This is a genomic window from Variovorax raffinosi, assembly GCF_051216615.1.
In the GTDB taxonomy this organism is placed as follows: Bacteria; Pseudomonadota; Gammaproteobacteria; order Burkholderiales; family Burkholderiaceae_C; genus Variovorax.
On record NZ_JBPJZR010000008.1, the window covers coordinates 317094 to 340531 of the forward strand.

Consider the following 23438-nt stretch of genomic DNA (forward strand, 5'->3'; position numbering starts at 1 on the left):
CCGGGTCGGAGCTTGCGCGATGCATGGCCACGATCCTCGCAGCCCCGGCGAAAAGCGCGGTGGGCCATGCAGGTGAAACCCTGTAGGCCATCAGCCAGCGCTGCTGTCGTCTATGGATGTCGTCGGGTAAAGAAGACTACGCAGCAACCGCCATGCGGCCACGCGCCATGCCCAGGCGCGCGGGCGAGACGTACTGCTCGCGGTAGATCTCGAAGGGCAGCGTGTCGGCCGCCTCGATGCGCTTTTGCTCCTGGATGGAGTCGGCCGTCATCTGCTCGAACTCGGCCTGTTGCGCGGCGGAGAACGGCAGGCCCAGCAACGCGGCGCGGGTCTGTTCGGACTGGGCGCGCACGAAGCCGACGAAGGAGTTGCCGTGCTGCTGCTCGATGGCCGCGAGCACGCGGGCCGAAGGCAGGCTGTCGGGGTCTTGCAGCGCCGCCTTGGCGGCACGCACCGCGTCGGCGTGCTGCGTGCCGCCGTGGGCGGCATCGAGTGCGGCGGCGATGGGCAGGCATTGCTCGACCAGCTCCAGGCCCCAGTCGGCCAGTGCCACTTCGCTGCCGCCCCGCGCGAGAAGCAGGCCCGGCTCGCGGCCGCGCGCGGCGGTCAGGTGCTGGTTGCGGGCGAGGTCGGCAATTTCCTGCGGGGTGTCGTCGGGGCTGTCGCTCAGCAGGCAGTGCAGCAGGAACACGTCGATGAAGCGCATGGTCTGCGCATTGATGCCGACGGTCTCGAAGGGATCGAGGTCCATCAGCCGCACTTCGACGTATTCCACGCCGCGCTCGCGCAGCGCATGCAGCGGGCGCTCGCCGGGGTTGATCACGCGCTTGGGGCGGATGGTGCCGTAGAACTCGTTCTCGATCTGCAGCAGGCTGGTGCCGAGCTGGTTGTAGTCGCCGCCCAGGTTGCGGATGCCGATGGATTCGTAGGCCGGCCACGGGCGCGTGAGCGCGTCCTGCAGCGAAGCGCCGTAGCCGTCCAGGCTGTTGTAGCTCACGGCCAGCGAGGCCTGCGCGTCGCTCTGGTAGCCCAGGCGGCCCATGCGCAGCGAGGTGCCGTGCGGCATGAACATGCTGCCGTCGCCCAGCGGCTGCAGCTCGTGCGGGCGGCCCGCGACAAAGCTCGAACACAGTGCCGGCGAGGCGCCGAACAGGTACAGCAGCAGGAAGGCGTGGCGGCGGAAGTTGCGGATCAGCGCGAAGTACTGCTCGCTCGACACATCGGGCAGCGACCAGTTGTAGTGAATGCCCGAGATGGTCTGCATGCGGCGGCCATAGCGGTGGCTCAGGCCCATGCGGTAGACGCTCTTGGCGCGGCCCACGTTCGACGAGCCATAGCGGCCGATCGGAATGGTTTCGTCGGTCGGCAGGCCGCAGGGCATGCTCGACACCCACAGGCGCTCGTCGCCGAGCGTGTCGAGCACGCGGTAGGTGAACTGGTGCACCCGGGTCAGCTCTTCGAGCGCCGATTCGACGCCCGCATGCACGCCCGTGATGAGTTCGAGCTGCGATTCGCTGAAGTCGGTCGTGATGTGCGGATGCGTGAGCGCGGAGCCCAGCGCCAGCGGATGCGGCGTCAGCGCGAGCTTGCCGTCCGGCAGCGCGCGCAGGCTTTCCTTCTCTATCCCGCGGCGCATGCCTTTCAGTCGTGCGGCTGAAAGTGCACCCAACCTCTCCTGCAATCTGTTGCTCATATTGTTATCACCCATCAATCTTCTGAGGGGCTGGAAGGTAGCACGGGCGCGCGGGCACTGCTCGTGCAGGGAATCCCGGTGTCGGCTACCCTGCAGCGCGCTACCTTTTCAATAGCAGACAACGGCTGGTGCATGGTCGTTTGCCGGTTTTTGGGGCCTGCGATTCAGGCCTTGGCGCGGCCCGCCGACAGGTCGATCTCGTCCGACTGGTAGACGTGGATCTCCGGCGTGCCGTCGGCCATGGCTGCCAGCGCCTTGCCGAAGGCGCGCGAGGCATCGACCCGAAAGTGCGCCTGCAGCACGGCCATGTCGCTCCAGCGCTCCACGAAAGTCAGGCGCAGCGGGTCTTGCACGTCGGTCGTGACTTCGTGCGAGATGCAGCCGGGCTCGGTGCGCGAGCGCAGCACATGCTCCAGGCTGATGGCCAGCATGGCCTGCAGGGTGTCGGGCTTGGCAAGGGCGTGTCCGATGACCAGGATCATTTCGTTGTCTCCTTTTCTCTCGTGGGCCTGCGCGAGGGGGCCTCTTCAGCCCAGCACGCGCAGCAGGAAGCGGTTCAGGTCGGCAATTTCTTCCATGCAGACCGAATGCGCCATCGTGTACTCATGCCACTCGACGGTGTAACCCAATGCTGCGAGCGCGTCGCGCGATTGCATGGCCCGTGCGATGGGCACCATCGGGTCTTGCCGGCCGTGGCCGAGGAACACCGGCGTGTCGTGGTTGGCCGCATGGCGCTCGGCCGCGGTGCTGGCCGCCAGCGGCAACCAGCCCGACATGCCGACGATGCCCGCCAGGCGCTCGGTGTGGCGCAAGCCGGTCAGCAGCGCCATCGCGCAGCCCTGCGAGAAGCCCGCCACCACGATGCGGCCGGCGGCAATGCCACGGGCCTTTTCATTGGCGATCACCGCCTCGATGGTGGCTTGGGAACGGCGCAGGCCGGCCGCGTCTTCCTGCACGTTGAAATCGGGGCCCGCAATGTCGAACCACGCCGGCATCTGGTAGCCGTTGTTGAGCGTGACCGGAATCACCGGCGCATTGGGGAACACGAAGCGCACCGGGCCCACGCCCGACAGGTCGAGTTCATTGGCAATGGGCACGAAGTCGTTGCCGTCGGCGCCGAGGCCGTGCATCACGATCACGGTGGCGGTGGGGTTGGGGGCGGTTTCGATTTCGATGGGAGGACGGGACATGGTCGGGCAAAGGTATTCAAAGACGCGAATGACCAGACCTTAGCGCATTCGGGCAGTTGGCTGACTTGCCCGCCGCCCCTTCCCACCCAAGATGGCTGGAAACAAAAGGAAAACCCGCGTGAGCCCATCCCCTCCCCTGGTCGAAACCAAGCTGGCCGGCGTCGTGCTGGTCTGCGGCGACTGCGAAGAGCGCAGCGACGGCCCCACCAAGCTGCAGGCCCGACAGGTCCGCAAGGAACTCAAGCGCGACCTGGTGCACCTGCCGGTGCGCCTGCGCGTCGTGCAGTCGAGCTGCCTGGGCCTGTGCCCCAAGAAGGCGATGGCGCTGGCGGCCGTGGCGCAGGGCCACGCCCCGCTGGCCGCCGAAGTCTGCCGTGACGATGACGTCGAGGCCTTCGCCAAGGCGCTGGCCAGGTCCGTCCGGTAGTCGGCCTTGTTATTCGGCCTTGATGCCGACCGCCTTCACGATCTGCGCATAGCGCTCGTATTCGGCATTCACCTGCGTCTGGAACTGGCGCTGCGGATGACCGGTCGCCTCGATGCCCTGCGCGGCAAGTTCCGCCCTGGCGGTGGGTGCCTGCACGATGCGCCCGGCTTCGGCCGCGATGGCGTCGAGCACCGGCTGCGGCGTGCGCGCCGGCGCGAACAGCCCGAACCATGTGCCCGAGCGGTAACCCGCGTAGCTTTCGCCCACGGTCGGCACTTCGGGCAACAGGGCATGGCGCTTCTCCCCGCTGGTGCCCAATGCCACCAGCCGGCCGCTGCGGATCTGCGGCAGCGCAGGGCCCACCGCAATGAACATCACGTCGACCTGCCCCGCGATCACGTCCTGCATGCCCAGCGGGCCGCCGCGGTACGGGATGTGGGTGACGTAGATGCCGGTCTTCTGCTTGAGCAGCTCCATGCTGAGCTGCTGCGGACTGCCGTTGCCGGCCGAGGCGTAGTTCAGGTGGCCCGGGTGGGCCTTGGCCGCGCGGACGAAATCGGCCACGGTGCGAAAACCCGTCTTCGGGTTCGCCACCAGCACGAAGTCGATCTGGCCGAGCGACACCACGGGCACGAGGTCGCGTCGCGCGTCATAGGGCAGGCCAGCCTGGATGTTGGGGAGGATGGTGATGGGCCCGTCGGCGCCGACCAGCAGCGAATAGCCATCGGGCTGTGCCTTGGCCAGCCCATCGGCCGCCAGGATGCCCGCCGCCCCGGCGCGGTTGTCGACCACCACCGGCTGCTTCCACTGCTCCGACAGCCGCTGCGCCAGGTAGCGCGCCAGCACGTCGGGCGAACTGCCGGGCGTGTTGGCGACGGTGATGTGAACGGGCTTCGAGGGGTAGGCGGCCGGTTGCTGCTGCTGCGCTTGCGCGCCCGCAGCCAGCAAGGCACCGGCCCACAGTGCAAGGAAGGGTTTCAGCAGGGAATGGGCGCGCATGGAAGAAAGGCTCTCGGTTGCGGAAGGCAAAGCGCGCGATTCTGTCGCGTGCCCACCGCCACGCAAACGACGTATTCGTCAGATGCTTAGCTGCATCCGGGCATATGCAGGCCCGTCAAACCGGTGGCGCGCGCAGTGCATCGAGTTCGCGATAGAAGGCGTCGACCTGCTGCTGGGCCGTGGCCTGCATCGCTGTGTTGCGGCGCGCACAGCTTGCGGCGTCTTCCATGGCGCCCGCCTCGCCGACCTTGCGTGAGGCGTCCTGCACGAACCGGCACATCGGATGGCGTCGGCGGCCAAAGGCCTGCAGGGTCTGCTCGCCGATGCCATCCGCTGCAAGCATCTCGGCGAGCACCACGGCATCCTCCACGGCCATTGCACCGCCCTGCCCCATGAACGGCGTCGAAGCGTGCGCCGCATCGCCGATCAACAGCACGCGGCCCGCGTGCCAGGGCAAGGGCGCCTGCACCTCCTCGACCGCCGTGTAGAGCACTTCCGAATCCGCCGAGAGCTGATCGAGAAACTGACGCGCCGGGCCGCCGAATTCCGCGAATCGCTCGCGCATGAGCGCGGGCCATTGCTCCCTTGGATACCAACGGTCAGCCGGTTCACTCACCGTGCCGAAGATGTAGAGCCTGTCGTCGCTGATCGGCATGATGCCCAGCCGCTTGCCGACGCCCATCATCATGATCTTCGCGTCCAGCGCGCGCGGCCGGTCATGCACGCTGCGCCACACGCCGAAGCCGGTGTAGCGCGGCGCCACGGGTCCGGTCACGGCCTCGCGCACTTGCGAGCGGATGCCATCCGCGCCGACGACGAGGTCGAAGCGCTGCGTCGATCCGTCGGACAGCATGACCTGCGCGTGATCGCTCCCTGCAGGCGAATGGATCGCCGTCACCGTCGTCGCCAGCCGGATATCGACGCCGAGCGCATCGAGCCGGCCCGCGAGGATGCGGTGCATTTCCGCACGCTTGATGCCCAGGATCGGCACCGTGCCGCCGTGCGAGCGCGGATAGAACACATCGACGATCGGCGCGCCGTGGTGGTCGAGGTAGACGTTCCTGCCATCTGCGATGCCGAAGCCCGCATCGAGGATCTGCGACATCACCCCAACGCTGCGCAGCGCCTCCAGCCCGTTGCTGTAGATGAAGATGCCCGAGCTCTGGAAGCGCCACTCGGCCTGCTTCTCTATCAGCGTGACGTGCATGCCCTTGTCGGCCAGCGCAATGGCAGCGGAGCAGCCCGCGATGCCGGCGCCGACGATCAGCACCCTGCTTTTTTCAGTCATGAATGGGCCGATCAGAGTTGAGTGCGAACAGACCACAGTTCGGGAAAGAACCTGTGATCGACCACGCTGCGCAGCCACCCCACGCCAGCCGAGCCACCCGTTCCCGGCTTGAAGCCGAGGATGCGCTCGACCGAAACGAAGTGCCGCCAGCGGTACTGCGAGAACACATCGGCAATGTCCATCAGCGCCTCGCCGAGCCGGTACAGATCGTTCTCCGGCGCCGGGTCGCCGTACACCCACAGCCACGCCGCCTCGACGCCCGGGTTCACCACATAGGGCGCCGACCAGTCGCGCGACAGCGCCTCGGGCGGCACGGCCACATCGCGACGGTGCAGCAGCACCAGCACGTCGTCGTACAGGCTCGGCGAATTCAGCGCCTTTTCCATGTAGGGCCACACGTCGGGGTTGTTCGCATGCGCGCGCGCCAGCGGTACCGACTTGTTGCCCAGGATGAACTCCACATGCCGGTACATGTACGACTGCTGGCCCGAAGCGATGCCCAGCGTGTTGCGGAACTGGTTGAACTCGTGCGGCGTGATCGTGGAGAGCACGTCCCAGGTCTTGCCCAGGAACTCCAGCAGCGCGCGCACCCGCGGCACCAGTTGCAGCGCGCCGGCCACATCGTCGGCGCGGATGCGCGCCTGCATGTTGACCAGCTCGTAATGGATGGCCTTGAAGGTCAGCTCCTTGCAGTGCGTGATGCACATGAAGACCATCTCGTCGTGGCCTTCGCTGCGCATGTGCTGGATGCTCAGCAGCAGGTCGTTGCGCTGGTGCTCCAGGTAGGGGTTGCTGCTGCCCTCGAAGCGCAGCAGCGGCTCGCCGTCGGTGTTCTTCACCGTGGCTTCGCGCTGCTGGTTGTCGCCGGACGCGATCGACTTGACGAGGGAGTTTTCGAGCGCGGGGTTGCGGACTTCGGGAAGGACTCTTTTGCGTTGGATGGCCATGCGCCGATTGTTCGGCGCACATGCAAGCACCTCAACCTCCGGCACGCCGGATTTGGGCACCGATCGTCCGGAGCGGCAAGCTCAGTCGGGGCCAGGCCTGTCGTGCTGGCGCGCGTAGGCGCTGGGCGTCATGCCCGTCCAGCGCTGGAAGGCGCGAGAGAACGCCTTTTCCGATGCATAGCCCACGGCTTCGGCCACTTGATGCAGGCTCAGTTGCCGGTTCTTGAGCTTCTCGGCCGCCAGCGTCATGCGCCAGGAGCCCAGGTAGTGCATGGGCGTCACGCCCACCAGCGCGCGAAAGCGCTCGCTGAAGATGGTGCGCGACAGGTAGCTGGCCTGCGCCAGCGTCGCCACCGACCACGGGTGCTCGGGCCGCTCGTGCATCAGCGACATCGCGCGGGCAATGCTCTCGTCGTCCAGCCCGCGCAGCCGGCCGGCCTGCTGCGCCTGCTGCGTCTGGGGCTGGGCGTACAGGTGCTCGCACAAGATGTGCACCAGCAGCAGGTCGGCCATGCGCGCCGCCGACAGTTGCCAGCCCGGCCGCTGGGCGATGGTCTCGTTCACCAGCGACTCCATGGCCTGCGCCAGCGATGCAGTCGTTGGAATCTGCCCCTGGCGCAGCACGATCAGCGGCGGCAGGCTGGCCATGATGGAGCCCAGGCCCTGCGCGGGCATCCAGAGGTGCAGCGAGAACAGCTCGGTCGCCGCGCCGCCGCCGCCATGCGAGAACACGATCGGGTGGTCGCCGTGCCGGCCGACCGAATGGGCGGTGATCAGGTCGCGAAAGGGTTCGGCTTCAAGCCCGGGCGCGGACGACACGGTGTGGGCGCTGCCCTGCGGCAGCATCGCGATGTCGTGCGGCGCCACGGCCACCGGCTCGGCGCCGTCCACTGCGATCCAGTAGGGCGCGCCGGTGCACATGCGGATCAGCGGGCCGGCCACGCCGGTCGAATGCAGCGCCCAGGGGGCCGTCAGGGAAAACCGGGCCGTGACCGCCCGCTCGGACCTGTACGTCGCAAGCACGTGGCTGAGTACGTCGCCGCCCCGCTCTGTGTCCATGCTGTCCGTGCCGCCCGTTGATCTCGATGCGGGCGATTATCTGGCATGGCAGGCGGGCGATTTTTCGTTGTTCCGCGCATGAGGCGCGGGGATGCAACACAATGTCGTTTCGCATGAAGACTATGAACCCGCACCCGAAGCCCCCTCTCGCCGCCGCTGCATTCGACAGCGAATCCCTGCTGCGCGACAGCGGCCTGCGCGTGACGCGCGCCGCGCAAACGGTGCTCGAGCTGCTCGAACACAACTCCCAGCCCCTGACGCACGAGGAAGTGGCGGCCGCCTACACCGCCGCCACGGGCGAGGCGCCCGACCGCGTGACGATCTACCGCGTGCTCGACCGGCTGGTCGAAGCCGGCCTGTGCGACCGCCGCGTGGGGCCCGACCGGGTCAACCGCTTCTCGCGCCACGTGGAAACCGCGTCGGGCAACACCTTCGAATGCGACCAGTGCCACAAGGTGCTGGCCCTGCCGTCCGACCCCGAACTGCCCAAGGTGATGGGCCGGCTGGGCAAGGCGCTGCGCAAGCAGGGCATCGATACGCGCCACACGGCGCTCACGCTGCACGGCACCTGCGGCGACTGCGCGAGGTAGCCTCCCCCTTCACGCACCGTCGCGTACAGGCCCCTGCCTATGCATTCCAGGACGGGAAGGGGTCCGAAAAGTTCTGCCACCACGAGGCACCGAAGCGCATCTCGTTTTCCGTGAGCAGGCAGGCATCGAGTTGCGCACGCAAGGCGGCTTCGTCCATGCCGATGCCGATCAGCACCAGTTCCTGCCGGGCATCGCCCGTGGCCGGGTCCCAGTTCTTGCGGATCAATTCGAGCGCATCGAGATCGGTCGGCCAGTGCTCGCGCGGCACCGCCGCCCACCAGAAACCCGCCGCGCCGTAGCGGCAGGCACCGCCGGCCTGCGACCATGAGCCCGCCCGCGTGGCGCGGCTTGCAAGCCAGAAAAATCCCTTGGAGCGCACCACGCCTTCCCATTCGGTCTGCACCAGCTTCCAGAACCGCATCGGATGGAACGGCAGCCGCGAGCGGTAGACAAAGCTGCGAATACCGTATTCCTCGCTCTCGGGCTGGTGCTCGCCGCGCAACTCGGCCAGCCAGCCCGGCGCCTGCTCGGCCTGCTCGAAGTCGAACAGGCCGGTGTCGAGCACGCGGTCGAGCGCCACGCGGCCGAACTCCGACACCTCGATGCGCGCGCGCGGATTCAGGCTGTGCAGAATGGCCATCAGCCGCTCGCGCTCCTGCGCGGTGACAAGATCAATCTTGTTGACCACCAGCACGTCGCAGAACTCGATCTGCTCGATCAGCAGGTCGACCACCGTGCGCGTGTCCTCATCGCCGAGCGACTGGCCGCGCGCGCCCAGGCTGTCGGGCGAGCCGTAGTCGCGCAGGAAATTGAAGGCATCGACCACCGTCACCATGGTGTCCAGCCGTGCCACGTCGGCCAGGCTCTTGCCGTCTTCACCGGCGAAGGTGAAGGTCTCGGCCACCGGCAGGGGTTCTGAAATGCCGGTGGACTCGATCACCAGTTGGTCGAAACGCCCCTCCTTGGCGAGCCGGCCGACCTCGATCAGCAGGTCTTCGCGCAGGGTGCAGCAGATGCAGCCATTGCTCATCTCGACCAGCTTCTCGTCGGTGCGGGACAGCTCGGCGCCGCCGTCGCGCACCAGCGCGGCGTCGATGTTGACCTCGCTCATGTCATTGACGATCACCGCCACGCGGCGCCCCTCCCGGTTGTGGAGGATGTGATTCAGCAGCGTGGTCTTGCCGGCGCCGAGAAAGCCGGACAGCACGGTAACGGGGAGACGGGCGGTCATCGTGGCGAACTCCATATATGCAACAGTATTGCATTATATGAATCATCGCAACAATGTTGCACTACATGGCGACCGACCGCCCTTCCCTCTTCTCAGGCTCAGGCCGCCCGCGCGACCGCCTTCACGGAAATGTCCGGCTTGCGCTTGCACCCCAGCGTCTTCTCGATCACGTACTCCACGCCCTTCCAGAAATTGATTTCTTCCAGCAGCGGGTTGAGGAAATTGGTGATCGAGCAGTAGTGCGAATTCTTCTGCCCTGCATGGTGCTGCGCATGGTGGCGCTGCGTCTGCAGCAGCCTGAGCTTCTGCAGCATCGTGATCAGGCGGCCGTTTTCATGCGGCGCGCGGTGCGCCCACTTGTGGACCTGGTTGGCGTTGATGCTGATCACCGTGAACAGCCACACCTTCCAGGTCAGCGCCTTGAGCCACCAGGCGCCCATCAGCACCAGCGCACCGGTCAGCACCAGGTCCCACGAGCTGGCCCACCAGCCGCGCAGCACAAAGGCGCGGGGCCGCACGTGGTGCTCGATGTTGGCCTCGCCGATCCATCGGCCGACCACGGGTGTTTCCTTGCGAACGTAGGCGTCTTCCGCCCAATGCACGAGACCACTGATGAAGTCGGCCAGAAGAACCACGCCGACGAACTGGAACACAAGATCTCTCATACAAGCGACGCGGGAGCGTCATGGACTTTCCGGAGTTGAACACGCATGCCTTGGAGCGGTTCGCACAAGGGCGAGGGCATTGTTTCCGGGCCGCGGGCTTTCGCGGCATTGCGCTTGCGCAGTATCTTCCCGCGATGCCTGATGTGCAGTGCGGCGCTACTTCAGCGCACTGCGGCGCGCCTACAGCGCGACCTGCGCCATCTTCTGCAGATAGTGCGCCAGCGGCGGCGTCACCCTGCCCTTGACCTTCGCCAGGTCGTCATAGCGCCGCACACGCAACGATTCTTCGGCGAACGGTGCGCGCATGAAGGCTTCGGCTTCTTCCTGCGTATGGCGCCCGCCCTGCAGTTCCAGGCTGTGCTTCGACGCCGGCGACAGCGTGTCCCAGTAGCCCGCATCCACTGTGCACAGGCAGCGCTTGGCATCCACATGCAGGCGGATCGGCGCCAGCACGCCGGGCGGAAACACCCCGTGCAGGAAAGGCAGCGCGATGTATTGATGCAAGTCGTCGCGCGCCCTCGGCGCTGAGGTTTCTTCCCGCGCGTTCTCGGGCGCGAGCAGATGGCCGAGGTCATGCAGCAGCGCCGCCACCACCGTCTCTGTGCTCTCGCCAGCTTCCTCCGCCAGCGCCGCGCACTGCAGCGCATGGTCGAGCTGGCTCACGGCTTCGCGGCCGTATTGCTGCTGGCCAGGTCCGGCCAGCAGTTGTGCGATGTCATCCAGTGTCAGGGCCATGGGCAGCGCCTAGATCAGCACCTTGCGGATGCGCGCCGACACCAGGTCGATGGCGCTCACGCTCACCACGATGATGATCATCACCGCGCAGGTCTCGGCGTACTGGAAGCCGCGAATGATCTCCCACAGCACCACGCCGATGCCGCCCGCGCCCACCATGCCGACCACCGACGCCGAGCGGATGTTCGACTCGAAGCGGTACAGCGCATACGAAATCCACAGCGGCATCACCTGCGGCAGCACGCCATAGACGATCTCGTGCAGCGCGCTCGCACCGGTCGAGCGAATGCCTTCCACCGGTTGCGTGTCGATGGCCTCCACCGCCTCGGCGAAAAGCTTGGCCAGCACGCCGGTCGTGTGCACCCAGAGCGCCAGCACGCCGGCAAACGGCCCCAGGCCCACGGCCACCACGAACAGCATCGCGAACACCATCTCGTTGATGGCGCGGCAACTGTCCATCAGGCGGCGCATCGGCTGGTAGACCCACCACGGCACGATATTGGCCGAGGCCAGCAACGCCAGCGGCACCGCCGTCACCACGGCCAGCACCGTGCCCCACAGCGCGATCTGCAGCGTGACCACCATCTCCTGCAGGTACATGCGCCACTGCGTGAAGTTCGGCGGAAAGAACTCGGCGGCATAGGTCGCCATGTTGCCGCTGTCGCGGATCAGGTCGAGCGGCCGCATGTCGGCCCCCTTCCACGAGGCGAGCAGCAGCACCAGCAGCACGGCCCAGGAAAGCTGCCACGCCAAGTTGCGCTTGGGAACCACCGCGGCAAGCGGCGGGCGGGTCATTGGAATCGTCGAGGCCATGGCGATCGGTCTGTGGTGAGGGTGCTGCTGCGCTCGGCGATCAGTTCAGCGCGGCCAGCTTCTTGTCGATGTCGGCCAGGCGCGTCTTCTTGTCGGCGTCGCTCAGCACGGTGTCGGCTTCGATCTTGGTGCGCTGGCCGAACAGGTCGAGCTGGCGAATCGGCACCAGTTGCTTGTCGCTCGATTCCTTGAAGCCCGAGAGCTTGGAGATCTTCATGACGATCTCTTTCTCACGCGCATCGGTTTTGGCGTAGTTGAAGAAGAAGTTCTTCAGCTTCGTCTTGGTGGCTTCGGGCAAATCCTTGCGCATGACCAGCGGGTCGAGCGGAATCAGCGGCGAGGTCCAGACGATCTTGATGTCCTTGAACTTCTCGGGGAAGCGCTCCTTGACCTTCTCCAGGTTTTCGCTGTTGTTGGTCGCCACGTCGACCTGCTTGTTGGCCACGGCCAGCGAATTGGTTTCGTGGTTGGCGCTGCGCGTCACGCGGAATGCGGTCTTGGCGTCGACCTTGTTCTGCGCGAAAACGTAGAAGCCGGGCACGAGGTAGCCCGAGGTCGAGTTCGGGTCGCCGTTGCCGAAGCTCAGGTTCTTGGCGTTCTTCAGCACGTCGTCGAGCGTGTTGAGCGGGCTTTCTCGGTTGACGATCAGGTGCGAGTAGTAGCCCTGCGTGCCGTCGGCATTGACCATCTGCGCAAACACTTCGCCGCTGGCGCGGTCCACCGCTTCCATGGCCGACTTGTTGCCGAACCAGCCGAGCTGCACCTTGTTGAAGCGCATGGCTTCGATGATGCCGGCGTAGTCGGGTGCGAAGAAGGCCGTGACCTTCAGGCCGGTCTGGCGGCTCATGTCGTCGATCAGCGGCTGCCAGTCACCCTTGAGATTCTGCGTCGCCTCCGTCGAGATGATGCCGAAGTTGATGTCCTGCGCAAACGCGCCGACCATGCCCAGGCCGAGGGCCAGGGCTGCACAGAGTTTCTTGATCATGGATGACTCCAAAGTGGAACGTTGGGAAAGAAAACGGGGCACGCAGCAGCGCGCGCAAGAGAGAGAAAGAGAAAGAAAAAGTCAGGCGACCTTGGCCGGGCGCGCGCCCCATGGCATCGCCACGGGCGACGGTGGCAGCACATGCACGCTGGCGCCGTCGGCGGTCGGCTCAACGGGTGCGGCGGGCACCGCGGGCCGCAGCAGTTCTTCGGCCTGCACGCCATACAGCTCGTGCAACAGCGCGGGCGTGAGCGCCGACGAAGGTCCGTCGAACACCACCTGGCCCTGGTTCAGCGCCACCACGCGCGGGCAATACTTCATGGCGATCTCGACCTGGTGCAGCGACACGACCACGGTACAGCCGTCCTCGCGGTTGATGCGCGCCAGGATCTCCATGACCTTTCGCGACGACTCCGGGTCGAGCGAGGCAATGGGTTCGTCGGCCAGCACCACCTTGGCGCCCTGCACCAGCGTGCGTGCAATGGCCGCGCGCTGCTGCTGCCCACCCGACAGCGTGGAAGCACGCTGCGCATGGCAGTCGGCAATGCCCACGCGCGCCAGTGCTTCCAGGGCCAATGCGCGTTCCTGCGCGGTGAACAGGCGCATCCAGCTGCGCCACCACGGCATGCGGTGCAGCGAGCCCACCAGCACGTTCACCAGCACGGGCAGCCGCGCGACAAGATTGAACTGCTGGAACACGAAGCCCACCTGCGAGCGCACCTTGCGGATGTCGCGATGGATGCGGCCGCCCTGCTGCACGCAGCGCCCGTCGATCTCCACCAGCGACTGCGTCGCGCCGTCGGCCGCCACCAGTCCAGCGATGTGCCGCAGCAGCGTCGACTTGCCGGAGCCCGATGCGCCGATGAGCGCCACCATCTCGCCGCGCGCCACGTCGAGGTTGATGTCGCGCAACGCATGCCGCCCGTTGGCGAAGTGCTTGTTGAGCTGGCGGATATGCAAAAGAGTGTTCATGGCAGGCTTCAAAGTCGTCTAGACAAATGCAGTCTCGCCAACCGGTATGACGCGACAGCGACACTTCGGCGACGAGCGCATGTCATGCATGTTTCAGATGACGCGGCGCCCTTCGCGCCAGACGCCGCGCACCAGCGGATGCCGCGTGCCGTCGGGCAAGGTGCACATGCGCACCTGCACCAGGTCCGCACGCAAACCGGCTTCGAGCACACCACGGTCATGCAGCCGCGCGGCGCGTGCCGGCGCCTGCGTCACCATGGCCACGGCTTGCGGCAGGGTGACGAGTTCGTCGCCCACCAGCCGCATCGCCGCGCCCAGCAGGCTGCTCGGCACATAGTCGGAAGAAAGAATGTCGAGCAGGCCGTCGCGCGCCAGGTCGGCCGCCGCCACATTGCCCGAGTGCGAGCCGCCGCGCATCACGTTCGGCCCGCCCATCACGTTGGCAAGGCCATGCGCGCGCGCCGCGCGTGCCGCTGCCAGCGTGGTCGGAAACTCCGACATGCTCGCGCCCTCGGCATGGGCCTGCTCCACATGCGCCACCGTGGTGTCGTCGTGGCTGGCCAGCGCAATGCCGTGGGTGCGGCAGTAGTCGACGAAGTGCCGGCGGTGCGGCTGCGCATATTCGGTCTGCAGCCTGGCCGACTGGGCCACGCGCATCTCGAACTTGCTGTCGCTCCAGCCCTTCTTGCCGGTGTAGTACACACGCGCCAGCTCGATGTCTTCCCACTGCCGCTGGCCCGGCGTGTGGTCCATCAATGAGATCAGCGACAGCCGCGCGTGGCCGCGAAAGGGCTCGAACAGCTCGACGGTGTTGGGCGCGGGCAGCTCGCAGCGCACATGCAGGTGATGGTCGGCGCGCAGCAGGTCTTGTGCGGCGCAGGCATCGAGCATGGCCAGCGTTGCGCCCCAGGTGCTGCCGCGCAGACTTTCCGGGTCGGCCTCGCCCACGCCGAGCGCATCGAACACCGTGGTGATGCCGGCGGCAGCCACCTCGGCGTCATGCGCCAGCAGCGCCGGCAGCGGGTTCCAGTGCACCTTCGGGCGCGGCATCAGGTGGCGCTCGAAGTTGTCGGTATGGATCTCCACCAGGCCCGGCAGCAGGTAGTCGCCGTCCAGGTCGATCGAGCCTTCGGCGCTCGGGCCGCCATGAATCGCGTCGATGCAGCCACCGGCCACCGACAGCGAACCCGACACCACCTCGCTCGGCAGCACCATGCGTGCGTTGGCGAACACCATGCCTGCGCTCATGACTGGCTCCTGAATTCACCGACATTGACGCGGCGCGTGGCCACTGCCGCGCCCACCTCGGCATCGTGAAAGATCCCGACCGTGGCGGCGCCGCGCGCCGTGGCCTCGCGGATCAGCGCGATGACGGTGTCGGTGTTGGCCGCGTCCAGCGACGCGGTCGGTTCGTCCAGCAACAGCAGCGGCTTCGGCTTGATCATGTTGCGGGCGATGTTGATGCGCTGCTGCTCGCCGCCCGAGAAGGTGGCGGGCGGCAGGTGCCACAGGCGCTCGGGAATGCGCAGGCGCGTGAGCCAGCGGCGCGCTTCTTCGCGCGCGGCCTCGATGCCGGCGGGGTCATCACCGGCATCCTCGGCCAGCGGCTCGGCCACCACGTCGAGCGCCGGCACGCGCGGAATCACGCGCAGGAACTGGCTCACGTAGCCGATGGTGTCGCGGCGCAGGCGCACCAGCTCGCGCGGCGTCACCTGCGTCACGTCGACCGGGCCGTCTTGCGACTGCACGGTGATGTGGCCTTCACTTGCGCGGTAGTTGGCATAGATGAGCTTGAGCAGCGTGCTCTTGCCCAGGCCCGAGGCACCGTCGAGCACCACGCATTCGCCGGCGGACACGCTCAGCTCGACCTGGTCGAACACCGACAGCTCGAGCTGGTTCTGGTGGTGCAGCGTGAAGCGCTTGGCCACGCCCTGGATGTGAAGCAATGGAGTCGTCATGGTGTCAGTACCGAAGAAACGAGCAGTTGGGTGTAGGCGTGCTGCGGGTCGTCCAGCACCTGGTCGGTCAGGCCGGACTCGACCACGCGGCCGTGCTGCATCACGACCATGCGGTGCGCGAGCAGCCGCGCCACGGCCAGGTCGTGCGTGACGACGATGGCGGCCAGTTGCATCTGCCGCGTGAGCTGGCGCAGCAGGTCGAGCAGGCGCGCCTGCACCGACACGTCGAGCCCCGAGGTGGGCTCGTCCATGAACATCAGGCGCGGTTGGGTCACGAGGTTGCGCGCGATCTGCAGGCGCTGGCGCATGCCGCCCGAGAAGGTGCGCGGTGCGTCGTCGATGCGCTGCGGATCGATCTCCACGCGCTGCAGCCATTCGGCGGCGGTGGCGCGCAGGCGGCCGTAGTGGCGCTCGCCCAGGCCCATGAGCCGTTCACCGACGTTGGCACCGGCCGACACGTCCATGCGCAGGCCGTCGGCCGGGTTCTGGTGCACGAAGCCCCAGTCGGTGCGTGCCAGCAGGCGTTGCTGGGCTTCGGTCATCGAGAAGATGTCTTGCAGCCCGCCGCCGCGCACCTGGAACTCGACGCTGCCCGCATCGGGCTTGTCGCGCGCCGCAATGGCGTTGAGCAAGGTCGACTTGCCGGAGCCCGACTCACCGACCACGGCCAGCACTTCGCCGGGCCAGAGATCGAAGGACGCGTCCTGCAGCGCCACGCGGTCGCCGTAGCGCTTGCCGATGCCGCGCACGCGCAGCAGAGGAGGATGGGAAAGTGCGGCGTTCATGCGGGGACCTGTTGTTCTTCAGGCGCGGCCTGTTCGGTCGATGCCTGCTGGCGTGACTGGCAGTAGTCGGAGTCCGAGCACACGTGCATGCGCGAGCCCCGGTCGTCGGTGATGATTTCGTCGAGAAAGCTGTCGGTCGCGCCGCACAGCGCGCAGGGTTCGTCCCAGCGCTGCACCTCGAACGGGTGGTCTTCGAAGCCCAGGCTCTCGACCGGCGTGTAAGGCGGCAGCGCGTAGATGCGCTTTTCGCGGCCGGCGCCGAAGAGCTGCAGCGCGGGGTTCATGTGCAGCTTGGGGTTGTCGAACTTCGGGATCGGCGACGGCGACATCACATAGCGGCCGTTGACCAGCACCGGGTAGTCGTAGGTGGTGGCGATGTGGCCGTAGCGCGCGATGTCTTCGTACAGCTTCACATGCATCAGGCCGTATTCGGCCAGCGCGTGCAGCGTGCGCGTGGTGGTCTCGCGCGGCTCCAGCCGCTGCATCGGCTCGGGCACCGGCACCTGGTAGACCAGCACCTGGCCTTCGGCCAGCGGCGCTTCGGGAATGCGGTGGCGCGTCTGGATCAGCGTGGCATCGGTGGTGCGCGTGGTGGTCTCCACGCCCGTGGTGCGCTGGAAGAAGCGGCGGATGTTGACCGCGTTGACGGTGTCGTCCGAGCCCTGGTCGATGACCTTGAGCACGTCCTTCGGCCCGATCACGGCCGCCGTGACCTGGATGCCGCCGGTGCCCCAGCCGTAGGGCAGCGGCATCTCGCGCGAGCCGAAGGGCACCTGGTAGCCGGGAATGGCCACCGCCTTCAGGATGGCGCGGCGGATCATGCGCTTGGTGCGCTCGTCGAGGTAGGCGAAGTTGTAGGTGGTGGCAGTGGTCATGGCTGTTCTCCCGTGGCGTCTTCGTTCCTGCCGGAGGACGCGCGCATCTTTCGCACGAGTTCGAGTTCGGACTGGAAGTCGACGTAGTGCGGCAGCTTCAAGTGCTGCACGAAGCCCGAGGCTTCGAGGCTGTCGCTGTGCGAGAGCACGAACTCCTGCATCTGCGCGGGCGCTTCGACCGGCTCGCCCAGTTCTTCGGCACGCAGCGCGCGGTCGACCAGGCTCATCGCCATGGCCTTGCGCTCGCTGTGGCCGAAGGCCAGGCCGTAGCCGCGCGTGAACTGCGGCGGCTCGGTCTTGCTGCCGGCGAACTGGTTCACCATTTCGCATTCGGTGAACTCCATGTCGCCGATGGAAATGGTGAAGGGCAGCTCTTCGGGCGCCAGTTCCAGCTCGACGCTGCCCACGCGGATCTCGCCGACGAAGGGATGGCTGTGCGAGTAGCCGCGCTGCGTTGAATAGGCCATGGCCAGCAGGAAGCCCTCGTCGCCGCGCGCCAGGTTCTGCAGGCGCGTGGCGCGGTCGGCCGGAAAGCGCAGCGGCGTGCGCGTGAGGTCCACCGGCGCCGGATCACCGGGCGGCACCTCATGGGTTTCGATCAGGCCTTCGTGGTTCAGCAGGTCGACCACGCGCGGCGTGACGGTGGGTGCGGCCGCGCCCTCGCGCGCCTCGGCCTGTGGCGACGGCTGGGCATTGGCCAGCAGCGTGAAGTCGAGCAGGCGCTGCGTGTAGTCGTAGGTCGCGCCCAGCACCTGCCCGCCGGGCAGGTCCTTGAAGGTGGCGGAGATGCGGCGGTCGAGCTGCATGCGTGCGGTGTCGAGCGCAACGCTGGTGCCCAGGCGCGGCAGCGTGGCACGGTAGGCGCGCAGCAGGAAGATGGCTTCGACCATGTCGCCCGCCGCCTGCTTGATGGCGAGCGCGGCCAGCTCGGGGTCGTACACCGAGCCTTCGGTCATCACGCGATCGACCGCGAGCTTGAGCTGTCCACGGATCTGCGACACCGACAGCTCGGGCATGCCCGCGTCGCCGCGGCGTTGTTCGGCCAGCAGCTCGTAGCTGCTGAGGATGGCGGCTTCACCGCCCTTGACGGCAACGTACATCTCAAGCCTTCCCTTCTTCGATGCGCGCTTCGATGCGCGTGGTGCGCGGCAGGCCGACGATCTGCTGCGGCGCGGCCAGGAACAGGTCGATGCCGCGCGGAAATCCGGCGTGGTTCGCCGCCCATTGCGCGGTGAAGTCGGAGGCGCCGGGGTGCGGCAGGCCATCGACCTCGATCCGCGTGCTGTGCTGGATGCCGGGGCCGCGCAGCGTCCAGCCTTGTGCGTTGCCTTCACCGCCTTCGGTCAATGCAGCCACGTCGAGCACGCAAGTGGCCGACTGGTCGGGGTAGGCATCGCTGCCGTGGGCGAAGCTACCGAGCGGCGGGCATTCGTCGCCCTGCGCGACCCAGGCGAACTGCGCGTTTTCCGGCGCATCGACCAGCACGCAGCCGGTGTGAAAGCGCAGCCATGCGGCGGCATCGCTGCCCGCCAGAGAGGGCGAGAGCCAGAGGGTGCAATCGGGATCGAGCAGGGCCAGCAGCAGCGCGGCCGATGCGGCATGGCCGCGCGACGGTGTCTGCGCATCGTGCGGCAACGCAATCACGCGGCCGGGATGCGACAGCGCCTGCAGCGCCGCGCGAAACACCGACTGGCTGCCCAGTGCCGCGTCGGAAAAGCCCGCACCCAGCTTGGAGAGATCGTGCGCGTTCATTCGTCGCCCTCCTCTTCATCGGCGCCACCGGCTTCGCGTGCGACGGTGAAGAACTCGACCTTGCTGCTCTGTGCGCGGGCGTGGCGGCGGGCGCGTTGCAGCGCGAGGTGGCGGCGCACCGGCACCAGCAGTTGCGTATTCAGCAGGGCCTGCTGTTCGGGGTCCTGCAGCAGCGCATCGGCCACCGCCGCCAGTTGTGCATGGCGGTGCGAGCGGCCCAGCACGTAGGCAACGCCGACGGCCGCGCTCGCATCGCCCAGGCGCAATGCGCAACGCGTCACCGTGACTTCGCCCACGTTGAATCGTTCACCCGTGCCACCGGCGCGGCCCTGCACCATCACCAGCCCGGTTTCGGGTGGGCGCAGCCAATGCGGCGCGCCCTGTGCGTGCGCGCCGAGTGCGGGTTCGAGCAGGTCGAGCGGTGCCCGTGCCAGCGTCGCCATCCACTGCGCCCGGTCGAGCGGGCGCTCCGTGGGTTCCGTGTCAAAAGCATGAAACATGAAAGTGATATTCTGAAAGTTGTATAGACAAATTGAACAACCGGCGCGAGCTTAGAGAGCGCGCAAGACGACTTCATGACAACCACAACAAGTCCTTCCGCATCGCTTCCAGCACGCACTGAACGCCCCACCCGAGAAAGTTTCTGGACCCGCATCGCCGCCGACCTTGCCGATGCCATTGCGCGCGGTGTCTATCCGCCGGGGCAACGGCTGCCCTCCGAACACGCGCTGGCAGAGCAGTTCGGCGTCAATCGCCACACCATCCGCCGCTCGCTGGCCGACCTCATCAGCCAAGGCCTGTTGCGCGCGACGCAGGGCAGCGGCACTTACGTCGAAGAGTTCGCGGTCGACATCGCACTGGGCAAGCGCCCACGGCACCATCAGCGACTTGCGCAAGCGGGGTTGCGTGGTGCGCTGCATGTGGTGGCATCGAGCACCGTGCGCGCCACGGCCGCGCAGGCCCGCGCACTGGGCGTGCCGGCGCGCAGCACGCTGCTGTGCCTGAACCTGATCGGTGACGCCGAGGGGCAGCCGCTGCACTTCAGCGAACGCTTCTTTCCGCTGCCGCGCTTCGCCGGCCTGGAGGCCGTGGTGCGCGAGACCGGCTCCATCACGGCCGGCTTTGCGGCCCACGGCGTGGACGACTACACGCGGCGCGAAAGCCGCATCACGGCGCAGATGCCCGAGTCGCCGGTGGCCGCGCAATTGCGCCAGCCGGTCGGCCGGCCGGTGCTCTTCGTCGAGAGCGTGAACGTGGACACGGCCGATGTGCCGATCGAATACGCGCGCACCTGGTTCGCCGGCGACCGCACCACGCTGACGGTGAAGCACGATGACTGAACACGCATCGCGCAGGGCGCACCGCTACGCCGCCTACTTCGCACCCGACATCTACAGCGCATGGTGGAAGGCCGGCAGTGACTGGCTCGGCCGCTGCGCTGCCGACGGCGAAGCAAGGCCGCAGCCGGTCTTCGACGGACTGCCGGTGGACGTACAACGCAAGGCGACCGCCGCCCCCCGGCGCTATGGCTGGCATGCCACCCTTGCCGCGCCCTTCACGCTGTGGCCGCACATCGGGGAAGCGACCTTGCGCGATGGCCTGCAAACGCTCTGTCAGGCCTGGGAGCCGTTCACCATGCCCGCGCTCGAAGTCGCGCTGCTCGACGACTTCCTGGCACTCGTGCCCGCGCAGCCGAGCCCGGCGCTGCGCGCGGTGGCCGGTGCCTGCGTGACAGGCCTGCATGCCTTTGCCGAACCGCTCTCTGCCACCGAACTGCAGCGCCGCCGCGCGGGCGGCCTCACGCCCGAGGAAGACGCACTGCTGGTGCGTTGGGGCTACCCCTACGTGCTGGAGCGTTTCCGCTTTCACATGTCGCTGACAGGCTCGCTGCGCGACACCGCACCCGACATGGTGGAAGCACTGCGCGCAGCGGCGCAGCAGCATTTCGCGCCGCTGCTGGCATCGCCGCCCTTGCGCTTCGAGGCCATCAGCCTCTTCGCCGAACCCGCGCCCGGCGCCGACTTCATGTGCCTGACGCAGATGGAGCTGGGCCGGTGAGCGGGCGGCTCGTGTATGTTGCCGGCCCCTCGGGCGCCGGCAAGGACAGCCTGCTCGCGTGGCTGAAGAACCAACTCGCACCCGACGCACCGGTCGCATTCGCCCGGCGCACCATCACGCGCGCCGCCACGGCCGACGGCGAGCAGCACGACAGCATCGATGCGCACGGCTTCCTGCGCCTTCGCGAGAGCGGCGCCTTCGGCCTCGACTGGGAAGCCAACGGCCTTTGCTATGGCGTGCGCCATGCCGAGCTGCCGCCGCGACGCGGCAGCGCCGTCGTGATCGTCAACGGATCGCGCGCCTATCTGCCGGAGGCGGCACGCCGCTATCCGGACATGACGGTGGTTCACATCACGGCCAGCGTCCAGACCTTGCGGCACCGCCTCATGGCCAGGGGCCGCGAGTCCGCCGACATGGTGGAGGCGCGCGTGCAGCGTGCGCTCGATTTTCGGATGCCATCGGGCATGGCCTCGATCGAGATCCACAACGACCATGGACTGGCCGAGGCTGGCGCGCAACTCGCCCACGCGCTCCAGTTGACGGCCGCCGCCTGAGGCGCGCCGGCCGGCCTACATCTCGAACGCTTCGACCTGCCGCCCGTCGATGTCGGTGAAGCCGTATTCCCGTGCGAGGTCGGCCACGCGCAGCACGTCGCCGCTCTTTGCCATCACCTGCGGATCGGCCGCCAGCGCCGCGATGGCCCGCCCCAGGTAGCGCGGCGATTCCGTGCGCGCCAGCGACGGCTGTTCATGCCAATGCGCCTCGTCGGTCTTGTGGCCGGCCAGCACGAACTCGGTACGCATCCAGCCGGGCGACACGGCGATGGACGCGACGTTGTGCGGTCGCAGGTCTTGCGCCATGCCGAAGGCCAGGCGGGTCATCGAGGCCTTGGCAAGGTCGTAGAAGAGGCTGCCGCGCAGGTAGTGGCCACGGTCCCAGAAGGTGGTGGTGAGCACCAGCCCCTTCTTCTGTCGCACCATCAGCGGCGCGGCGCAGCGGCTGGCCACGAGGTGGTTGCGCACGCCACGGTCGAACATCGAATCCCAGTTGGACAGCGGGTGTTCCCAGAACGGTGCTTCGAACACGCCGTTGAAACTCTCGTGGCCGCCCCATGCGTTGTTGACGAGCAGGTCGAGCCGGCCCGCGTCTTTCTCCACGCGGGCGAAGAGCGCCGCCACTTCTTCTTCTCGCGTGTGGTCGCATCGCACGGCGATGCCGCGCCCGCCCATGCGGGTGACTTCATCGGCCGTGTCGTCGATGCTGCCGGGCACGGCCTGCATGTCCGAGAGGGCCAGCATTTGTGCGTAGGTGGTCGCGGGTTGTTCGCGCGTGCTGCGCCCGGTGACGTACACGGTGGCCCCGGCGGCGCCCAGTTCCTGCGCGATGCCGCGACCCGCGCCGCGGCTTGCGCCTGTCACGACGGCCACGCAGTTCTTCAATGGGCGGTTGGCGCTTTCGTTCTGCATGTTCGGTTGCTCCTTCGATCTGCTTGCATGAGAGCCGACGAAGATAGTCCGCCCTCAGGCCACCGTCTTGGAAGAACCCGAAACCGCATGGCCCATGAACTCGGTCGGCGTGACGCCGCAGAGCGCGCGGAATTCGTTCACCAGATGCGACTGGTCGTAGAACCCGCCATCGACCGCCACGTCCGCCCACGCAGGCGAAGGCTGCAGGCGCAATGCGCGCAGGCAGGCATGCAGCCTTGCGAGCCGGCTCCATGCACGCGGCGACAGGCCCACGTGCGCGTGAAAGAGCTGCTGCAGGCGCCGCTCGCCCACACCGACAGCCGCAGCCACTTCGCGCAAGGGCCGGCGTCCACCCGACGCGGCGATGAGCTGTGCCGCATGCATCGCGGCGGCGGCCGGGCCACGCGCGATGTCTCCATCGAGCAGCCGGCGTTGCAAGGCAGCGTGCAGCAACACGCCGCGCGCCATATCGTCCGGCGCCTCGGCCATGCGTTCCAGCAGTTCGGCGCCTTCGCCATGCCACAGCGCATCGAGGTGCACGGCCGTGCCACCGATCTCGCCGGCCGGCACGCCGAGCAGGGCTGCGGCGCCGCCGGGGCGCAGCGTGACGGAGAGCCCTTCCACCCGCCGGCGCATGCGCACCACCACCGGCGCGGTCGATGCGCCGATGGCTTCCACCGCATGCCCCTCGCCTTCGTCGGCGGACGGCGCGTCGCCGAAGTTGAAGATCAGCCGCACCGCGCCATCGGGCAGCACGCGCTCGCGCATCTCGTGGCCTTCGGCAAAGGTCTCGCGGTACAGCAGAATGTGCGAGACATGCGCCCGCAACGCGGCCCCCACCGGCAATGCGTGCAGCGTGCCGGCGGGCACGCCCGATTCCGGCCCGTGCAGCGGGTCGTCGTCGAGGCGAAGAAAGAGGCGTTCGGCCATGGCTGCCGATTGTGATGAAA

General features: G+C 67.5%; 27 protein-coding genes. 5 read left to right on the plus strand and 22 right to left on the minus strand.

Translation table 11 applies throughout. The features are described from left to right. Positions 1-136 precede the first annotated feature (136 nt). The 3 genes from gshA to ACSFB7_RS23985 form a co-directional block, all read right to left on the minus strand. The gene (gene gshA / locus ACSFB7_RS23975) at positions 137-1693 is read right to left on the minus strand and encodes a glutamate--cysteine ligase (protein WP_435474611.1); all 1557 of its coding nucleotides are present in this window, start codon (positions 1691-1693) and stop codon (positions 137-139) included. A gap of 164 nt (positions 1694-1857) precedes the next feature. Next, positions 1858-2175: a putative quinol monooxygenase gene (locus ACSFB7_RS23980; protein WP_435474613.1), complete on the minus strand. Its 318-nt coding sequence runs from the start codon at positions 2173-2175 to the stop codon at positions 1858-1860. A 45-nt stretch (positions 2176-2220) separates the two neighbouring features. After that, on the minus strand, positions 2221-2883 hold the full coding sequence (locus ACSFB7_RS23985; RefSeq protein ID WP_435474615.1) for an alpha/beta hydrolase: 663 nt from the start codon (positions 2881-2883) through the stop codon (positions 2221-2223). 118 nt (positions 2884-3001) lie between these two features. Between ACSFB7_RS23985 and ACSFB7_RS23990 the strand changes: the two genes are divergently transcribed. Further along, complete coding sequence (locus ACSFB7_RS23990; protein ID WP_435474617.1) at positions 3002-3310, plus strand: hypothetical protein; 309 nt, start codon at positions 3002-3004, stop codon at positions 3308-3310. 9 nt (positions 3311-3319) lie between these two features. On the opposite strand, the gene ACSFB7_RS23995 is transcribed toward ACSFB7_RS23990, so the two are convergent. The 4 genes from ACSFB7_RS23995 to ACSFB7_RS24010 all read right to left on the minus strand — a co-directional run bounded on the left by ACSFB7_RS23995 (position 3320) and on the right by ACSFB7_RS24010 (position 7603). Then, complete coding sequence (locus ACSFB7_RS23995; protein ID WP_435474619.1) at positions 3320-4309, minus strand: Bug family tripartite tricarboxylate transporter substrate binding protein; 990 nt, start codon at positions 4307-4309, stop codon at positions 3320-3322. Positions 4310-4424: 115 nt separating this feature from the next. Further along, positions 4425-5597 carry an FAD-dependent oxidoreductase gene (locus tag ACSFB7_RS24000; RefSeq protein ID WP_435474621.1) on the minus strand — a complete coding sequence of 391 codons (1173 nt, stop codon included), beginning with the start codon at positions 5595-5597 and terminating at the stop codon, positions 4425-4427. Positions 5598-5608: 11 nt separating this feature from the next. Then, on the minus strand, positions 5609-6544 hold the full coding sequence (locus ACSFB7_RS24005) for a tryptophan 2,3-dioxygenase (RefSeq protein WP_435474623.1): 936 nt from the start codon (positions 6542-6544) through the stop codon (positions 5609-5611). An 81-nt stretch (positions 6545-6625) separates the two neighbouring features. Further along, a complete protein-coding gene (locus ACSFB7_RS24010) occupies positions 6626-7603 on the minus strand; it encodes an AraC family transcriptional regulator (protein ID WP_435474624.1) in 978 nt (325 codons plus the stop codon). 113 nt (positions 7604-7716) lie between these two features. Between ACSFB7_RS24010 and ACSFB7_RS24015 the strand changes: the two genes are divergently transcribed. Continuing rightward, positions 7717-8193, plus strand: coding sequence for a Fur family transcriptional regulator (locus ACSFB7_RS24015; protein WP_435474626.1), 477 nt, complete (start codon positions 7717-7719; stop codon positions 8191-8193). 37 nt (positions 8194-8230) lie between these two features. Here ACSFB7_RS24015 and zigA read toward each other — a convergent pair whose 3' ends face one another. The 13 genes from zigA to phnG form a co-directional block, all read right to left on the minus strand. Next, positions 8231-9424, minus strand: coding sequence for a zinc metallochaperone GTPase ZigA (gene zigA, locus ACSFB7_RS24020; RefSeq protein WP_435474628.1), 1194 nt, complete (start codon positions 9422-9424; stop codon positions 8231-8233). Positions 9425-9522: 98 nt separating this feature from the next. Then, positions 9523-10089, minus strand: a complete 567-nt coding sequence (locus tag ACSFB7_RS24025) for a fatty acid desaturase CarF family protein (protein WP_435474630.1) — start codon at positions 10087-10089, stop codon at positions 9523-9525. A gap of 180 nt (positions 10090-10269) precedes the next feature. Next, positions 10270-10824 carry a phosphonate degradation HD-domain oxygenase gene (locus ACSFB7_RS24030; RefSeq protein ID WP_435474632.1) on the minus strand — a complete coding sequence of 185 codons (555 nt, stop codon included), beginning with the start codon at positions 10822-10824 and terminating at the stop codon, positions 10270-10272. A 9-nt stretch (positions 10825-10833) separates the two neighbouring features. Then, on the minus strand, positions 10834-11637 hold the full coding sequence (gene phnE / locus ACSFB7_RS24035) for a phosphonate ABC transporter, permease protein PhnE (protein ID WP_435474634.1): 804 nt from the start codon (positions 11635-11637) through the stop codon (positions 10834-10836). A 40-nt stretch (positions 11638-11677) separates the two neighbouring features. Beyond that, the gene (gene phnD / locus ACSFB7_RS24040; RefSeq protein ID WP_435474636.1) at positions 11678-12622 is read right to left on the minus strand and encodes a phosphonate ABC transporter substrate-binding protein; all 945 of its coding nucleotides are present in this window, start codon (positions 12620-12622) and stop codon (positions 11678-11680) included. Positions 12623-12703: 81 nt separating this feature from the next. Continuing rightward, entirely contained in the window at positions 12704-13594 is an 891-nt protein-coding gene (gene phnC, locus ACSFB7_RS24045; protein WP_435474638.1) for a phosphonate ABC transporter ATP-binding protein, read from the minus strand. Between the two features lie 93 nt (positions 13595-13687). Next, positions 13688-14842, minus strand: a complete 1155-nt coding sequence (locus ACSFB7_RS24050) for an alpha-D-ribose 1-methylphosphonate 5-triphosphate diphosphatase (protein ID WP_435474640.1) — start codon at positions 14840-14842, stop codon at positions 13688-13690. Further along, positions 14839-15552, minus strand: coding sequence for a phosphonate C-P lyase system protein PhnL (gene phnL, locus ACSFB7_RS24055; protein ID WP_435474642.1), 714 nt, complete (start codon positions 15550-15552; stop codon positions 14839-14841). Before phnL ends, ACSFB7_RS24050 begins: the two co-directional genes overlap by 4 nt. After that, entirely contained in the window at positions 15549-16337 is a 789-nt protein-coding gene (phnK, locus tag ACSFB7_RS24060; RefSeq protein ID WP_435474644.1) for a phosphonate C-P lyase system protein PhnK, read from the minus strand. The genes phnL and phnK overlap by 4 nt, the downstream gene beginning before the upstream one ends. After that, positions 16334-17212, minus strand: a complete 879-nt coding sequence (locus tag ACSFB7_RS24065) for an alpha-D-ribose 1-methylphosphonate 5-phosphate C-P-lyase PhnJ (protein WP_435474646.1) — start codon at positions 17210-17212, stop codon at positions 16334-16336. The genes phnK and ACSFB7_RS24065 overlap by 4 nt, the downstream gene beginning before the upstream one ends. Further along, the gene (locus ACSFB7_RS24070) at positions 17209-18312 is read right to left on the minus strand and encodes a carbon-phosphorus lyase complex subunit (RefSeq protein ID WP_435474648.1); all 1104 of its coding nucleotides are present in this window, start codon (positions 18310-18312) and stop codon (positions 17209-17211) included. Before ACSFB7_RS24070 ends, ACSFB7_RS24065 begins: the two co-directional genes overlap by 4 nt. A gap of 1 nt (position 18313) precedes the next feature. Beyond that, complete coding sequence (gene phnH / locus ACSFB7_RS24075) at positions 18314-18964, minus strand: phosphonate C-P lyase system protein PhnH (RefSeq protein ID WP_435474650.1); 651 nt, start codon at positions 18962-18964, stop codon at positions 18314-18316. Next, complete coding sequence (gene phnG, locus ACSFB7_RS24080; protein WP_435474652.1) at positions 18961-19464, minus strand: phosphonate C-P lyase system protein PhnG; 504 nt, start codon at positions 19462-19464, stop codon at positions 18961-18963. Before phnG ends, phnH begins: the two co-directional genes overlap by 4 nt. Before the next feature lie 75 nt (positions 19465-19539). Here phnG and phnF point away from each other — a divergent pair, with 75 nt between their 5' ends. Genes phnF through phnN form a run of 3 tightly spaced genes read left to right on the plus strand, consistent with a single transcriptional unit; the run spans position 19540 to position 21576 of the window. Beyond that, positions 19540-20304: a phosphonate metabolism transcriptional regulator PhnF gene (phnF, locus tag ACSFB7_RS24085; protein WP_435474653.1), complete on the plus strand. Its 765-nt coding sequence runs from the start codon at positions 19540-19542 to the stop codon at positions 20302-20304. Then, positions 20297-21022 (plus strand): DUF1045 domain-containing protein, encoded by a 726-nt coding sequence (locus ACSFB7_RS24090; RefSeq protein ID WP_435474655.1) that lies wholly within the window; start codon positions 20297-20299, stop codon positions 21020-21022. The genes phnF and ACSFB7_RS24090 overlap by 8 nt, the downstream gene beginning before the upstream one ends. Next, on the plus strand, positions 21019-21576 hold the full coding sequence (gene phnN / locus ACSFB7_RS24095; RefSeq protein WP_435474657.1) for a phosphonate metabolism protein/1,5-bisphosphokinase (PRPP-forming) PhnN: 558 nt from the start codon (positions 21019-21021) through the stop codon (positions 21574-21576). The genes ACSFB7_RS24090 and phnN overlap by 4 nt, the downstream gene beginning before the upstream one ends. Before the next feature lie 15 nt (positions 21577-21591). Here phnN and ACSFB7_RS24100 read toward each other — a convergent pair whose 3' ends face one another. Both ACSFB7_RS24100 and ACSFB7_RS24105 read right to left on the minus strand, forming a co-directional pair. Next, the gene (locus ACSFB7_RS24100; RefSeq protein ID WP_435474659.1) at positions 21592-22488 is read right to left on the minus strand and encodes an SDR family oxidoreductase; all 897 of its coding nucleotides are present in this window, start codon (positions 22486-22488) and stop codon (positions 21592-21594) included. A 54-nt stretch (positions 22489-22542) separates the two neighbouring features. Beyond that, positions 22543-23418 (minus strand): AraC family transcriptional regulator, encoded by an 876-nt coding sequence (locus ACSFB7_RS24105; protein WP_435474661.1) that lies wholly within the window; start codon positions 23416-23418, stop codon positions 22543-22545. Positions 23419-23438: the final 20 nt, after the last annotated feature.

What these genes read in the sequence shown, in the direction of transcription:
- gshA (WP_435474611.1), bottom strand. Translation starts at nt 1,693, where the DNA reads ATGAGCAACAGATTGCAGGAGAGGTTGGGTGCACTTTCAGCCGCACGA.
- ACSFB7_RS23980 (WP_435474613.1), bottom strand. Translation starts at nt 2,175, where the DNA reads ATGATCCTGGTCATCGGACACGCCCTTGCCAAGCCCGACACCCTGCAG.
- ACSFB7_RS23985 (WP_435474615.1), bottom strand. Translation starts at nt 2,883, where the DNA reads ATGTCCCGTCCTCCCATCGAAATCGAAACCGCCCCCAACCCCACCGCC.
- ACSFB7_RS23995 (WP_435474619.1), bottom strand. Translation starts at nt 4,309, where the DNA reads ATGCGCGCCCATTCCCTGCTGAAACCCTTCCTTGCACTGTGGGCCGGT.
- ACSFB7_RS24000 (WP_435474621.1), bottom strand. Translation starts at nt 5,597, where the DNA reads ATGACTGAAAAAAGCAGGGTGCTGATCGTCGGCGCCGGCATCGCGGGC.
- ACSFB7_RS24005 (WP_435474623.1), bottom strand. Translation starts at nt 6,544, where the DNA reads ATGGCCATCCAACGCAAAAGAGTCCTTCCCGAAGTCCGCAACCCCGCG.
- ACSFB7_RS24010 (WP_435474624.1), bottom strand. Translation starts at nt 7,603, where the DNA reads ATGGACACAGAGCGGGGCGGCGACGTACTCAGCCACGTGCTTGCGACG.
- ACSFB7_RS24015 (WP_435474626.1), top strand. Translation starts at nt 7,717, where the DNA reads ATGAAGACTATGAACCCGCACCCGAAGCCCCCTCTCGCCGCCGCTGCA.
- zigA (WP_435474628.1), bottom strand. Translation starts at nt 9,424, where the DNA reads ATGACCGCCCGTCTCCCCGTTACCGTGCTGTCCGGCTTTCTCGGCGCC.
- ACSFB7_RS24025 (WP_435474630.1), bottom strand. Translation starts at nt 10,089, where the DNA reads ATGAGAGATCTTGTGTTCCAGTTCGTCGGCGTGGTTCTTCTGGCCGAC.
- ACSFB7_RS24030 (WP_435474632.1), bottom strand. Translation starts at nt 10,824, where the DNA reads ATGGCCCTGACACTGGATGACATCGCACAACTGCTGGCCGGACCTGGC.
- phnE (WP_435474634.1), bottom strand. Translation starts at nt 11,637, where the DNA reads ATGGCCTCGACGATTCCAATGACCCGCCCGCCGCTTGCCGCGGTGGTT.
- phnD (WP_435474636.1), bottom strand. Translation starts at nt 12,622, where the DNA reads ATGATCAAGAAACTCTGTGCAGCCCTGGCCCTCGGCCTGGGCATGGTC.
- phnC (WP_435474638.1), bottom strand. Translation starts at nt 13,594, where the DNA reads ATGAACACTCTTTTGCATATCCGCCAGCTCAACAAGCACTTCGCCAAC.
- ACSFB7_RS24050 (WP_435474640.1), bottom strand. Translation starts at nt 14,842, where the DNA reads ATGAGCGCAGGCATGGTGTTCGCCAACGCACGCATGGTGCTGCCGAGC.
- phnL (WP_435474642.1), bottom strand. Translation starts at nt 15,552, where the DNA reads ATGACGACTCCATTGCTTCACATCCAGGGCGTGGCCAAGCGCTTCACG.
- phnK (WP_435474644.1), bottom strand. Translation starts at nt 16,337, where the DNA reads ATGAACGCCGCACTTTCCCATCCTCCTCTGCTGCGCGTGCGCGGCATC.
- ACSFB7_RS24065 (WP_435474646.1), bottom strand. Translation starts at nt 17,212, where the DNA reads ATGACCACTGCCACCACCTACAACTTCGCCTACCTCGACGAGCGCACC.
- ACSFB7_RS24070 (WP_435474648.1), bottom strand. Translation starts at nt 18,312, where the DNA reads ATGTACGTTGCCGTCAAGGGCGGTGAAGCCGCCATCCTCAGCAGCTAC.
- phnH (WP_435474650.1), bottom strand. Translation starts at nt 18,964, where the DNA reads ATGAACGCGCACGATCTCTCCAAGCTGGGTGCGGGCTTTTCCGACGCG.
- phnG (WP_435474652.1), bottom strand. Translation starts at nt 19,464, where the DNA reads ATGTTTCATGCTTTTGACACGGAACCCACGGAGCGCCCGCTCGACCGG.
- phnF (WP_435474653.1), top strand. Translation starts at nt 19,540, where the DNA reads ATGACAACCACAACAAGTCCTTCCGCATCGCTTCCAGCACGCACTGAA.
- ACSFB7_RS24090 (WP_435474655.1), top strand. Translation starts at nt 20,297, where the DNA reads ATGACTGAACACGCATCGCGCAGGGCGCACCGCTACGCCGCCTACTTC.
- ACSFB7_RS24100 (WP_435474659.1), bottom strand. Translation starts at nt 22,488, where the DNA reads ATGCAGAACGAAAGCGCCAACCGCCCATTGAAGAACTGCGTGGCCGTC.
- ACSFB7_RS24105 (WP_435474661.1), bottom strand. Translation starts at nt 23,418, where the DNA reads ATGGCCGAACGCCTCTTTCTTCGCCTCGACGACGACCCGCTGCACGGG.